The organism is Enterovirga sp. (assembly GCF_028290205.1).
In the GTDB taxonomy this organism is placed as follows: Bacteria; Pseudomonadota; Alphaproteobacteria; order Rhizobiales; family Beijerinckiaceae; genus Enterovirga.
On sequence record NZ_JAQGKF010000082.1, the window covers coordinates 1 to 12,846 of the forward strand.

The 12,846-nt window shown below is 69.6% G+C and carries 12 protein-coding genes; 8 read left to right on the forward strand and 4 right to left on the reverse strand.

The window, feature by feature from the left end:
- Positions 1–724, reverse strand: a 724-nt coding sequence (locus tag JWR86_RS05520) for a GDSL-type esterase/lipase family protein (RefSeq protein ID WP_299561880.1), incomplete at its 3' end; no start/stop codon positions are given.
- Between the two features lie 310 nt (positions 725–1,034).
- Between JWR86_RS05520 and JWR86_RS05525 the strand changes: the two genes are divergently transcribed.
- The 3 genes from JWR86_RS05525 (at position 1,035) to JWR86_RS05535 (ending at position 4,318) form a co-directional block, all read left to right on the forward strand.
- Complete coding sequence (locus JWR86_RS05525; protein ID WP_299561882.1) at positions 1,035–2,012, forward strand: alpha/beta hydrolase; 978 nt, start codon at positions 1,035–1,037, stop codon at positions 2,010–2,012.
- Between the two features lie 117 nt (positions 2,013–2,129).
- The gene (locus tag JWR86_RS05530) at positions 2,130–3,242 is read left to right on the forward strand and encodes a murein L,D-transpeptidase family protein (protein ID WP_299561902.1); all 1,113 of its coding nucleotides are present in this window, start codon (positions 2,130–2,132) and stop codon (positions 3,240–3,242) included.
- A gap of 95 nt (positions 3,243–3,337) precedes the next feature.
- Positions 3,338–4,318 carry an MBL fold metallo-hydrolase gene (locus tag JWR86_RS05535; protein ID WP_299561884.1) on the forward strand — a complete coding sequence of 327 codons (981 nt, stop codon included), beginning with the start codon at positions 3,338–3,340 and terminating at the stop codon, positions 4,316–4,318.
- Between the two features lie 39 nt (positions 4,319–4,357).
- Here JWR86_RS05535 and JWR86_RS05540 read toward each other — a convergent pair whose 3' ends face one another.
- From JWR86_RS05540 to JWR86_RS05550, 3 genes are all read right to left on the reverse strand, one after another.
- On the reverse strand, positions 4,358–6,508 hold the full coding sequence (locus JWR86_RS05540; RefSeq protein WP_299561887.1) for a bifunctional (p)ppGpp synthetase/guanosine-3',5'-bis(diphosphate) 3'-pyrophosphohydrolase: 2,151 nt from the start codon (positions 6,506–6,508) through the stop codon (positions 4,358–4,360).
- Between the two features lie 122 nt (positions 6,509–6,630).
- Positions 6,631–7,032 carry a DNA-directed RNA polymerase subunit omega gene (rpoZ, locus tag JWR86_RS05545; RefSeq protein ID WP_299561889.1) on the reverse strand — a complete coding sequence of 134 codons (402 nt, stop codon included), beginning with the start codon at positions 7,030–7,032 and terminating at the stop codon, positions 6,631–6,633.
- 144 nt (positions 7,033–7,176) lie between these two features.
- On the reverse strand, positions 7,177–7,740 hold the full coding sequence (locus JWR86_RS05550; RefSeq protein WP_299561891.1) for a hypothetical protein: 564 nt from the start codon (positions 7,738–7,740) through the stop codon (positions 7,177–7,179).
- A 202-nt stretch (positions 7,741–7,942) separates the two neighbouring features.
- On the opposite strand from JWR86_RS05550, the gene fabD reads away from it, so the two are divergent.
- The 5 genes from fabD to mltG form a co-directional block, all read left to right on the forward strand.
- Complete coding sequence (gene fabD, locus JWR86_RS05555; RefSeq protein ID WP_299561893.1) at positions 7,943–8,890, forward strand: ACP S-malonyltransferase; 948 nt, start codon at positions 7,943–7,945, stop codon at positions 8,888–8,890.
- 5 nt (positions 8,891–8,895) lie between these two features.
- Entirely contained in the window at positions 8,896–9,633 is a 738-nt protein-coding gene (gene fabG, locus JWR86_RS05560; RefSeq protein WP_299561905.1) for a 3-oxoacyl-[acyl-carrier-protein] reductase, read from the forward strand.
- Between the two features lie 158 nt (positions 9,634–9,791).
- Positions 9,792–10,031, forward strand: a complete 240-nt coding sequence (locus JWR86_RS05565) for an acyl carrier protein (RefSeq protein ID WP_299561896.1) — start codon at positions 9,792–9,794, stop codon at positions 10,029–10,031.
- A 49-nt stretch (positions 10,032–10,080) separates the two neighbouring features.
- Positions 10,081–11,343 (forward strand): beta-ketoacyl-ACP synthase II, encoded by a 1,263-nt coding sequence (fabF, locus tag JWR86_RS05570; RefSeq protein ID WP_299561898.1) that lies wholly within the window; start codon positions 10,081–10,083, stop codon positions 11,341–11,343.
- Between the two features lie 112 nt (positions 11,344–11,455).
- Positions 11,456–12,846: endolytic transglycosylase MltG (gene mltG / locus JWR86_RS05575; protein ID WP_299561900.1), on the forward strand; the 1,391-nt coding region annotated here is incomplete at its 3' end.

The window sequence follows — 12,846 nt, forward strand, 5'->3', positions numbered from 1 at the left end:
CCGCCCCGGACGCGGTGGCCGCCCCGGACGGAATGGCGGCCTGGGGCTCAGTGGTGGCCTTGGCGAGCTTGGTGCGGCGGGCGCTGCGGCGCTTGGCGGCGCGGCGCGAGGGCGAGGCCGAGGCCACCATCGTCCGCGATCCGCCCTCGAAGCCGGCCGCCATGCGGGCCTTGCTCCACATCATGCCGTAGCCGGCCATGGTGAAATGGACGCCGTCCTTGGCGCGGCTGCCCGGAGCGCACAGCCCCGGGTCGCGCATGGATACGTAGGTCACGCCCGTGCCGCTCAGCCGGGCGCGCAGCATGCCGTCCAGCCTCTCGGCGTTGCTGTCCCAGGCCTTCAAAACGCAGGGGGGCCCGATCCAGACGAGCTTGACCCCGCGCGAGGCCGCCACGATCCGGCCGATGTCGCCGTCGAGCCCGTCGACGCGCCCAACCGCGTCGTTGGTGCCCAGGCTCATGAAAACAACTGATCCCGGCGCGGCCTGCTGGATCTGGCTGACGACGGCCCCGCCGCGGATCGCTACGCTGTTGCGGGCGAGGCGGGTTAATCCCGACGCCATCGACACACCGACGCCGAGGCTGTCGCCGATCACGATTCCGTTCGTCGCGGCCCGGGCCGCGGAGGCACCCCCGGCGACCAAGAGCGCGGCCGCGAAAGCGGCGGCCCAGGCGCGCCATGACCTTGCGGCGCGCGGCTGCGCCGCGCTCGTCCATCGCTGCATCGTGTTCTGCCCCTTCGCCCGCCTGGACCGTCGTGACGCGATCCTGGACGGCGGTTCGTGCGTCCTGGACGACGATTCCGGCAAGTTCGCGACGGATCGGTGGCCGGTCCGGCCGATGATTCCCACCGGATGGTCGGCCTGCATGGTTAACGGCTTCTTAGCTCTTGGCTTAGCTTGTGGCCCGACGCCCGGACAGGCCGCGAGCTGCCGCCGGCCCGAAGCGAGGGGACGAGGTGAGGAGCACCGACATGGTGGCGAGTGGGTTCGTCTGCGGGCTTCGCACGCCGGCCGGCTCGGCTGCGGGGGTGCCGTGAGGCGGGCCGCCCGGGCCCTCCTGGCAGCCTTGGTCGGCGCCGTCGCGGTGGCGGGGGGGACCGAAATCGCGGCCGCGGAGCGGCTGTCCTGCGGCGCCTCGCGCACTTGGCTCGTGCCCTTCCAGACGTCGCCGTTTCCCTATGACGGTGTGATCCCGGGCAAGAACATCCCGTTTCTCGACCGGGAGGAGGACGGGCGACGCGGCCACACCTCCCCCCGGGGCGGGGTGTATTGGGAGGACCCGACCTATTCGGACCGGCGCGTCCTCCTGTCCGTGCCGCCCGGGTTCGACCCGGCCCGCCCGGCCGTGATGGTGGTGTATTTCCACGGCAATTCGGCCCTTCTGGACCGCGACGTCTGCCGCAAGCAGCACATTCCGCAGCAGGTCGCGGCCTCCGGGCTCAACGCCGTCTTGGTGGCCCCGCAACTCGCCCGTGACGCCCTGGATTCCAGCGCCGGCGCTTTCTGGCAGCCAAACGCCTTCAGGCGCTTCCTGGACGAGGCCGGGGCGCGGCTCGCCGACCTCACCGGGCAGCGGGGGCTCCGCAGCCTGCCGGTGGTCGTTGTCGCCTATAGCGGCGGCTACCTGCCCGCGGCCTACGGCCTGGATGTGGGCGGCGCGGCGGAGCGCATCCGCGGAATCCTGCTCATGGATGCGCTCTACGGCGAGGCGGAACGCTTCGCCGAGGTGGTGGCGGCCAGGCGCTCGGCGTTGTTCGCCGTGAGCGCCTATTCGCTCTCCTCGAAGGCGCAGAACGCGGAGTTCCGCCGCATGCTGGCGGATCGGGGCGTCGAGACGGGCGAGGGCCTGCCGCCGAGCTTGCGGCCGGGCACCGTCAGCTTCGTGCCGGCCCCGGCTGCCGTGAGCCACGGCGAGTTCATGACCCGCGCCTTCGCGGCCGACCCGCTGCGGGTATTGCTCGGCCGGATCGAAGGTTTCGCGGCCCCGAACCGTCCCGCAGGACCCCGTTAAACCGAATCATTCCTAATCCCGCCCCATTCCGATGGCAGTCGAGAGGGCCGGCATCGCAGCGGGCCAGGCGTACGGGGCAAGATGTTGAAGGCGCTGATCCGTGCCGCGCTTGCGGCCATGTTCCTGTCCGGTGCCGGCGGGATGGCGGCGGCAAACGTCCCCGAGAAGGCCCTGGTGCCGATTCCGGCCGCCACGCTGGCGCTGATGAGGGCGCGCGACACGGATCCGGGCGCGCCGATCCTGATGCGGGCCTTCAAGAAGGAAGGCGAGATCGAGCTCTGGAAGATGAGCCGCAGCGGCCGCTACGTGCTGCTCAAGACGTATCCGATCTGCCGCTGGTCCGGCCAGCTCGGCCCCAAGCAGAAGACGGGGGACCGCCAGACGCCGGAGGGTTTCTACTCCGTTTCACCCGGGCAGATGAACCCGAACTCCTCGTTCCATCTGTCCTTCGATCTCGGCTATCCGAACGCCTATGACAGGGCGCACGGCGGGACGGGCTCCTACCTGATGGTGCACGGCACCTGCTCGTCGGCCGGCTGCTTCGCCATGACGGACGAGCAGATCTCCGAGATCTACGCCGTGGCACGCGAGGCCTTTGCGGGGGGGCAGCGCGCCTTTCAGTTCCATTCCTTCCCGTTCCGGCTCACCGCTCAGAACATGGCCAGGGCCCGCTCCGAGAAGCATATCGGCTTCTGGCGCGAGCTGAAGGAGGGCTACGACCGCTTCGAAGCGGCAGGCGAGGACCTGGCGATCGGGGTGACGGGCAAGCGCTACAGCTTCGGCCCGTCCCGCAGCCCGGCCCGGGAAGCTCTGGTCCAGGCGCGCCGCGCCCAGGAGAGCGAGAAGACGGCCGCGCTGGTGGCGGACGGGATCGCGGCCGTTCGGGTCACCTATGAGGACGGCGGCATGCATGCAGCCTTCGCGTCGCTGTCGCGTCGCGGTGTGCATGTCGGGGCGGTCAGCCGGCCGGAAACGCTGGCCTTGGCCGGCCGCGAGATCGTGGTCACGCCGGCTCGGCCGAAGCCGGTTCTGGCGGCTCTGCCCGTGCAGCAACTCGGCTTTGGGCCGGCCTCAGGCGGGCTCCGGGCCGTGTTTGCCCCGGCGCTGCTGGCGCGGCCGATTCAGCTCCGGCCCGGTGCCGCTCCGGCCAGCATGGCTGGCGCGTCGCCGATCCTGCCCGCCTCGGGCTTCCGTCCGGTTCTGACCGCGGTGGCGCTGCGGGGCGCCTGACGCGGCGCGGCCACAGCCGCTGCCGCGGCAGCCTGTCGCACTTTCGACATCAAGCGAGCGGAGCCTCCCCCGGCCAACACACTGGGGAGGACCTGATGATCCACCGTTCCGCCATGCTGCCGCGTCGCGGCTTTCTGGCCGGGGCTGCCGCGGGCTCGCTGGCCGTCGGTCTGCCCGGCCCGTCCTCGGCCAAGGCGCCGCTCGCGACGTCGCAGGCCCCCTACTACTATCGGCTGAAGCTCGGCGACGCGCAGGGCACGATCGTCTCCGACGGCACCCTGCCGCTCGGCGACCCCAAGACCAACTTCACCGGCCTCGCCCCGGCCGAGATGGAGCGCCAGCTCACGGACAACTTCCTGCCGCTCGACAACGCCGTGCTGGAGCAGAACATCCTGATCCTGACCACGGGCGACCGGACCGTGCTGTTCGACACGGGGATGGGCAGCCTGAAGACCTTCGGGCCCTCCACCGGAAAGCTGCTCGCGACCATGAAGCAGGCCGGCATCGACCCGAAGGACATCGACGCCGTCGTGATGAGCCACGCCCACATCGACCATTGCGGGGGCTGCATGGCTGACGACGGGTCGCGGAATTTTCCGAACGCCCAATACTACATCAGCCAGGCCGATTTCGATTACTGGACGGACGACAGCAAGGCGCCTGCCGCCATGAAGGTCTTCTACGATACGGCGAAAAAGAACCTGCTGCCCAACCGGGACCGGATGGTCTTCTTCAAGGACGGCCAGGAATTCCTGCCCGGCATCCAGGCCATCGCGGCGCCCGGGCACACGGTCGGGCACACCATTTTCATGATCACCAGCGGCAAGGAATCCCTCGCCTATATCGGCGATCTCACCCACCACCCGGTGCTGCTGATGGAAAAGCCGCTGACCGAGTTCGCCTACGACACCGACCCGAAGCAGGCCGCCCAGAGCCGGGTGCGGCTCCTCACCACGCTCGCCACGAACCGCATTCCCATTCTGGCATATCATTTCGCCTGGCCCGGAATCGGCCATGTCGCCCGGCAGGGCGAGGGCTTCCGCTACCACCCCCAGGCCATGAAGATGGAGCTGTGACGGGGCGCTGAGGCGGGGTCGGGCGGGGGCGCGTCGGGGCTATCCCGTGACGCGCTCGACCCGGTTCACGGCCGGCTTGGCGCGAAGCTCCGAGACGATGGCCGTCAGGTGCTTCAGGTCGAACACGGACAGATCCACCGTGACCTCGGTGAAATCCGGCGTGCGGCGGTGCATCGAGATGTTCTCGATGTTGCCGTCGTGGTCGGCGATCACCTGAGCGATCTGCGCGAGGCTGCCCGGTTCGTTGATCGAATGGAGCGCGAGCCGGGCCGGAAAGCGGCGGCCGGCCCCGGCCTCGACGTCCCAGCGGACGTCGATCCAGCGTTCGGGGTCGTTGTCGAAATCGGCCAGCGCCCGGCTCTGGATCGGGTAGATGGTCACGCCCTGGCCCGGGGTCAGAATGCCGACGATGCGATCGCCCGGCACGGCGCCGCCGTCCGGCGCGAAGCGCACGGCCAGATCCGGATCGATGCCCCGGATCGGCAGCGCGTCCGGGCCGGATCCCGTCTTGTTCGACCGCGCCGTCGCGGCGCGCCCGGCATCCGCCTCGCCCCGCCGCTCGACGTAATCCGGGTACACGCCCCGCACCACGTCGCCCGAGAACATCTCGCCGCGACCGACCGCGGCCAGCACGTCGTCGATCGAGGCGCGCGCCAGGCGGGGCAGGGCGCCGCGCAGCTTTTCGTCCGAAAACGGCTTGGCGGCGCGTTCAAAGGCCCGTTCCAGGATCTGCCGGCCGAGCCCGGCATATTGCCGGCGCGTGGAAGCCTTGGTGGCGCGCCGGATGGCCGCCCGGGCCTTGCCGGTCACCACCAGGGATTCCCACGCCGCCGGCGGGGCCTGGCCGTCGGCCCGCACGATCTCGACCTCGTCGCCGTTCTGCAATTCGTTGAAGAGCGGAGCCATGCGGCCGTTGATCTTGGCGCCGACCGCCGAATTGCCCACGTCGGTATGGACCGCATAGGCAAAGTCGATCGCATTGCCCCCGCGCGGCAAGGCGATGAGCCGGCCGTTCGGTGTGAAGCAGAACACCTGGTCGTGGAACAGCTCGAGCTTGGTGTGTTCCAGGAACTCCTCGGGGCTGTCCCCTTCCGCCAGGAGGTCCACCGTGCGGCGAAGCCATTGGTAGGCCCGGCTTTCCGAGGCCAGGCCGGATGCGCCGTCCTTGTAGAGGGGATGGGCCGCGATGCCGTATTCCGCCACCTCCTCCATGCCCCGCGTGCGGATCTGCAGCTCGACGCGCTGCGAGCGGGGCCCGATGACGGTCGTGTGCAGGGACGCGTAGTCGTTCTGCTTGGGGTTGGAGATGTAGTCCTTGAAGCGCCCCGGAACAGCCGGCCAGGCCGTATGGACAATGCCGAGGCCGCGATAGCATTCGTCGACCGTGCCGACGATCAGGCGGAAGCCGTACACATCCGAAAGCTGCTCGAAGGCGATCGACTTGCGCTCCATCTTGCGCCAGATCGAGTAAGGCGTCTTGCGCCGGCCGACCACTTCCGCCGGAACGCCGCTCGTGGCCAGCTTTGCCTTGAGCGCGCTCTCGACCTCCTCGACCAGGCTAACGTTGCGGGCCCCGAGCTCCCGCAGCCGTTCGGAGATGGTCCCATAGGCTTCCGCGTTGATGTTGCGGAACGCCAGGTCCTCGAGCTCGTCACGCATCTCCTGGATGCCCATGCGGCCCGCGAGCGGCGCGTAGATGTCCAGGGTCTCTTGGGCGATGCGGCGTCGCTTGTCGGCCGGCATGAAGCCCAGCGTGCGCATGTTGTGCAGCCGGTCGGCGAGCTTGACCAGGAGGACCCGCAGATCCTCCGCGACGGCCAGCAGGAGCTTGCGGAAATTCTCTCCCTGGGCGGCCTGGCGCGAGACGAGGTCGAGGCGCTTGATCTTGGTGAGGCCGTCGACCAGCGAGCCGATCTCGGTGCCGAAGATCCGGTTGATCTCCTCCAGCGTCGCCGCTGTGTCCTCGACCGTGTCGTGCAGAACGGCCGCCACGATGGTAGCCGCGTCGACCCTGAGTTCCGTCAGGATGGCGGCGACCTCGAGCGGATGCGCCAGGAAGGGGTCACCAGACGCCCGCTTCTGGCTCCCATGCGCCACCATCGCATAAACGTAGGCGCGGTTCAGTAGCGCCTCGTCCGCGCCGGGATCGTAGCGCTTCACGCGCTCGACGAGATCGTACTGCCGCATCATCTTGGGCGGGTGGGCCTCCGGTCAGGCAGAGCGCCGGCAGCTAGTGCCAAGCAAGAGGCGGGCCCGCAACAACGAAAAAGGGCCCGGCGATCTGCCGAGCCCTTCGAACCGCGTGCAAGACGCTAGCCTTCCTCGTCGTCGGTCTCGGCCGGAGGCACGAGCCCTTCGAGGCCGCGGAGGAGATCCTCCTCGCTCATCTTGTCGAACTGGACGTCCTTGTCGTCGGAGGACGAAGCCGGCACCGCCGCGGCCGCCGCGCCCAGCAGAGGCACCGTCTCGGCCTCCGGCTCGTCGACTTCGACATAGCGCTGCAGCGAATGGATGAGCTGCTCCTTGAGATCGTCCGGCGCGATGGTCTCGTCGGCGATCTCGCGCAGCGCCACGACCGGGTTCTTGTCGCGGTCGCGATCGATGGTGAGCGGCGCTCCGGAGGAGATCAGGCGGGCGCGGTGACTCGCGAGCAGAACAAGTTCGAACCTATTGTCGACCTTGTCGACGCAGTCCTCAACGGTGACGCGCGCCATGCGGCGGCTCCTTCGCAGACGATCTTACGGGATATGGCGGAGCCCTACACCCTGTCCGGCCAAGGAGCAAGCCGGCATGCGATCGCACGCCCGGGGCGGCGCCGAGCGCAGTCCCGGACGTGCGTGTCACCGCAGGCGCGCCGCCTAGTAGCAGACGCGAACCTTCTGCACGTGCCAGCCGTAGGGCCCCCAGGCGCGTTCCTTGCGGATCGAGCACGAGCTGTAGGAGGCCGCGTAGTAGCGCCCATAGGAAGCCGGGTGATGGTGGCGGCCGCGGTAGGCGGCCCGGTGATAACCGCCGCGATACACCGGCCGGTAGTAGCCGCCGCCGTATGAGGCCGGGTAGTAGCCGCCGCCATAGGAGGCCGGATAATACCCGCCCCCGTAGGAGACCGGGTAGTAGCCCCCCCCATACGAGGCCGGGTAATAGCCGCCGCCATAGCCGTAGGCCGGGTAGGAACTGGCCGCGAGCGCGCCCAGGGCCAGCCCGCCGATCAGGCCCGCTGCCGCATAGCCGCCACCCCAGCCGCCGCGGCGATGGCCGTAGCCGCCCCGCCAGCCATAGCCGCCGCCCCGATACGCGTAACCGCCGTGCCAGCCGCCGCCGCGCCAGCCCGGACGCGCATCCGCGCTGTCCGTCATGGCGAAAGTGGACCCGAGCAGGGTGGCGGCTGCCACCCCTGCGAGGCTGATTGCTCTGATCGACATGTCCCGACTCCGACTTCCAGGATCGCCGCCCGTGTCCGCAGAATGCCGGTGCTCAGCACCGGGTTCCTGGGCGGGACGACATGCCGCTGTCACAAGAGGCGGGAGGCGAGCGCCGCCCTCTGGCGCTCGGGTTGACTACCGGTCGGGGCGGTGCGACCTGCGCCGAAAACCCGGGGCAGGACAGCACGGGTCGGGAGGCCACATGCTCGCCGTCGTGTTTCCAGGGCAGGGAAGCCAAAGTGTCGGGATGGCAGCGGCGCTTGCCGCCCAGTTCCCCGCCGCCCGTGCGGTCCTGGACGAAGTCGATTCCGCTCTGTCGCAGAACCTGTCCGGCCTGATGCGGGACGGCCCGGCCGAGGAGCTGAACCTCACCGCCAACGCGCAGCCGGCCCTGATGGCCGCGAGCCTCGCCGCGCTGCGGGTGCTTGAGGCCGAAGCAGGGCTCGATCTCGGCCGCATGGCCCGCGTGGTGGCCGGCCACTCCCTCGGCGAATACTCGGCTCTCGCGGCCTCCGGCGCGCTCTCGCTGACCGATGCCGCGCGGCTGCTGCGGATCCGCGGCGACAGCATGCAGAAGGCCGTTCCCGTCGGCATGGGCGCGATGGCGGCGCTTCTCGGGCTGGACCGGGAGGTGGCCGAGGAGGTCGCCCGCGAGGCCGCGTCCGGCGGCGAGGTCTGCGACGTGGCGAACGACAACGGGCCGGGTCAGGTCGTCGTGTCCGGGCACCGGACGGCGGTGGAACGAGCCGTGGTGATCGCGCAGGGGCGGGGTGCCCGCCGCGCCGTGATGCTGGCCGTGTCCGCCCCCTTCCACTGCCGGCTGATGGCTCCGGCTGCAGAGGCGATGCGGGAGGCGCTCGGCCGAACCGCCCTGTCCGCTCCGGCCATCGCGCTGGTGGCGAATGTGACCGCCGCGCCCATCTCCGACCCCGACGCGATCCGGGACGCGCTCGTGCGCCAGGTCACCGGCACGGTGCGCTGGCGCGAGAGCGTCGCGGCCATGGCGGCCCTCGGGGTGAACCGTTTCATCGAGCTCGGAGCCGGCAAGGTGCTGACCGGCCTGAGCAAGCGCATCGCTCCAGGAACCCGCGCCGCGAGTTTCGGCGCGCCGGAGGAACTGGACGGCGTGCGCGCGCTTTTGGAGGCCTGATGCCGATGTTCGATCTGTCCGGCCGCATGGCCCTCGTCACCGGCGCCACCGGGGGCATCGGCGGCGCCGTCGCCCGCGCCCTCCATGCTCAGGGCGCCACCGTGGCGCTCTCCGGAACGCGCCGCGAAAAGCTCGAGGAGCTCGCCGGGGCGTTGGGCGACCGCGTCCATGTGCTTCCGTGCGATCTGTCCGACCCCGAGGCCGTGGAGGCCCTCGTTCCGGCCGTGGAGGCCGCCTGCGGGCAGCTCGACATCCTGGTCAACAATGCCGGCGTCACCCGCGACGGGCTGATGCTGCGCATGAAGGACGCCGACTGGGACAGCGTGCTGGCCGTCAACCTGACGGCCGCTTTCCGGCTCTCCCGGGCGGCCCTGAAGGGGATGATGCGGCGCCGGCACGGCCGCATCGTGTCGGTCGGGTCCGTGGTCGGATCCACAGGCAATCCGGGCCAGGTCAATTACGTGGCCGCCAAGGCGGCGCTTGTCGGCATGACCAAGGCCCTAGCGGCCGAGGTGGCGAGTCGCGGGATCACCGCCAACGTCGTGGCGCCGGGCTTCATCGCGTCGCCCATGACGGATGTTCTGAACGACACACAGCGTGCCGGCATTCTGGGGCGCGTGCCCATGGGGCGGCTCGGAGAAGGTCGCGAAGTGGCGGCCGCCGTGAGCTATCTCGCCTCTGACGAGGCCGGCTACGTGACGGGTCACACCCTCCATGTGAATGGCGGGATGGCCATGCTCTGAGGGGCATCGCCGTGCGGTCGCCCGGTGCAGGGCTTGACCGGCGGCGAAAATAAGGCTTTGCAACGGCCATTCAGGCAGGGCCGTTGCATTGCCGGCGGTCTGGTCGAATTCTCGCCGGGCCGCGGCGGGCGGCCGATTTCGCGATGGCGAGGACAGTGATGAGCGACACAGCGGAGCGGGTGAAGAAGATCGTCATCGAGCACCTGGGCGTGGAAGCCGACAAGGTGACCGACAACGCGAACTTCATCGACGATCTCGGCGCCGACAGCCTCGACACGGTCGAGCTCGTCATGGCGTTCGAGGAAGAGTTCAACGTCGAGATCCCGGACGACGCGGCCGAGACGATCGTGACGGTCGGGGACGCGATCAAGTTTTTGGACAAGAACGCGGCGGCCTGACGCGCGCGAGTCGTCGCGCCAGCTGAAACGCGGCGGCACGGGGAAAGAGATGCGGCGGGTCGTGGTTACCGGCCTTGGGATGGTCACCCCCTTGGCCTGCGGAGTCGAGGCCACGTGGCGTCGGCTTCTCGCAGGCGAGAGCGGTGCGGCGCGGGTCGAGAGCTTCGATGTCTCCGATCTCGCCTGCAAGATCGCCTGCGAAATTCCGCGCGGCGATGGCAGCGACGGCACGTACGATCCGGACCAGTGGGTCGATCCCAAGGACCAGCGCAAGGTCGATCCGTTCATCGTGTACGCGATGACGGCTGCCAAACAGGCGCTGGACGATGCGGGCTGGCACCCGAAATCGCATGCCGATCAGATCGCGACAGGTGTCGTGATCGGGTCCGGCATCGGCGGCATCGGCGGCATCTACGAGGCCTCCGTGACCCTCTACGAGAAGGGCCCGCGCCGGATCTCCCCCTTCTTCATCCCGGGCCGCATCATCAATCTCGCGTCCGGCTACGTGTCGATCGCGCATGGATTGAAGGGGCCGAACCACGCCGTCGTGACGGCGTGTTCGACCGGCGCGCATGCCATCGGCGACGCCTCACGGCTGATCGCCTTCGGTGATGCCGACGTGATGGTTGCCGGCGGCGCCGAATCGCCGATCAACCGTCTGTCGCTCGCGGGGTTCGCGGCCTGCCGGGCGCTCTCCACCGGCTTCAACGATGATCCGACCCGCGCCTCGCGGCCCTATGACCGGGACCGGGATGGGTTCGTCATGGGCGAGGGCGCCGGGATCGTGGTGCTCGAGGAATACGAGCATGCCGTCGCTCGCGGCGCGCACATCTATGCCGAAATCGTCGGCTACGGCCTATCCGGGGACGCCTACCACATCACCTCTCCGGCCGAGGACGGCGACGGCGCTTACCGGTGCATGAGCGCGGCCGTGAAGCGGGCCGGCATTTCGCCGTCCGACATCGACTACATCAACGCTCACGGCACCTCGACTCCGCTCGGCGACGAGCTCGAGCTGAAGGCGGTGGAGCGGCTGGTCGGCAACGCGGCCGGCAAGCTCACCATGTCGTCCACCAAATCCGCCATCGGCCATCTTCTGGGTGCGGCGGGATCGGTGGAGGCCATCTTTTCGGTCCTGGCGATCCGGGACGGTGTGGCGCCGCCCACGCTCAACCTCGACAATCCCTCGGTCGAGACGCCGATCGACCTCGCTCCCCATGCGGCCAAGCCGAAGAGCATCGACACGGTGCTGTCGAACTCCTTCGGCTTCGGCGGCACGAATGCCTCTCTCGTGTTCCGCCGCGCGGCGTAGCACGTTGAGGGTTGGATCACGGCATTTTGCCATATTGCGCGCAGAGACAGGGTCGCGCGTAGCTCGACACCGCGGTGTGCGGGCCGCGTTTCCGCTCGGGCGAGGCTGAGAGATGTTCGGCAAGAGGCGGATGGAGCCCCCGGCACCGGTGGATGACGCGCAGGCGTCATCGACCCGCGCCGTCCCGCGGAGCCCCTATGACGCGGTGACCCCGGTTGCGCTGACGCGCGTGCGGGTGCGCCGGCCTCGCGGTGGGCTCCTGTCGCTGCTGAGCGGCCTCACGACCTTCGCCCTGGTTCTCGCCGGCTCCCTGGTCTTCGGCCTCCTCGCGCTCGAGGGACAGGTCGACAAGCCGGGGCCGCTTCCGGCGGACAAGATCGTGCTCATTCCGAAGAGCATCGGCACGTCCGACATCGCCGACCTGCTCAGCCGCGAAGGTGTCATCGCCAATGCGCCGCTCTTCGAGCTCTATTCCTATCTGAGCCGCAGCAAGGGGCAGCTGAAGGCGGGCGAGTTCCTGTTCCGGGCCGGAATCAGCATCGAGGCCGCGATCGACACCCTGATCAACGGCAAGGCCATCCTGCACACGTTCACCATCCCGGAGGGGCTGACCAGCGAGCAGATCATGGCGCGGGTGCGGGAGAACGAGATCCTGACCGGAACGGTCAACGACACCCCGCGCGAGGGCTCGCTGATGCCCGATACCTACAAGTTCGAGCGGGGCACGACGCGGCAGCAATTCGTCAATCTGATGCAGGCCGGGAGCCGCGACGCGCTGGCCAGGATCTGGTCCCGGCGCGCGCCGGATCTCCTCCTCAAGACACCCCAGGAACTCGTCATCCTGGCCTCCATCGTTGAGAAGGAGACGGGCCGGGCGGATGAGCGGCCCCGGGTGGCGAGCGTGTTCCTGAACCGGCTCGCCCGGCGGATGAAGCTCCAGTCGGACCCGACCATCGTGTACGGGCTCGTCGGCGGCAAAGGCACGCTCGGGCGCGGCATCACCCGCGCCGAGATCGACCGTCCGACCCCCTACAACACCTATGTGATCGAGGGCCTGCCGCCCGGCCCCATCGCCAATCCGGGTCGCGCCGCCCTGGAAGCGGTCGCGAACCCGATCAAGACCAAGGACATCTTCTTCGTGGCTGACGGAACGGGCGGGCACGCCTTTGCCGAGAGCTACGACCAGCACCAGCGCAATGTCGCGCGCTGGCGGCAGATCGAGCGTGAGCGCGACGTCGCTGCTCCCGGTTCCGGCGCCGTGGACCGTCCCGCGGTCCCGGCGGACAGCCGCACCCAATTCGACGCCGCGCCGCCTTCCGGAACGCAGGCCGCCTATGGCGATCCGCGTGGGGTCGGCCGGAGCTTCGATGCGTCGGAGGGCACGGCGCGCGACCCGCTGCGGACCCAGAACTGGGACCTGTCCACGCCGAAGCGGGTGCCCGATCTCGGGCCCGACCCGGCCGAGGCGGCCCCGACCCGGGCCGCCGCCCGCCCGGCCCGACC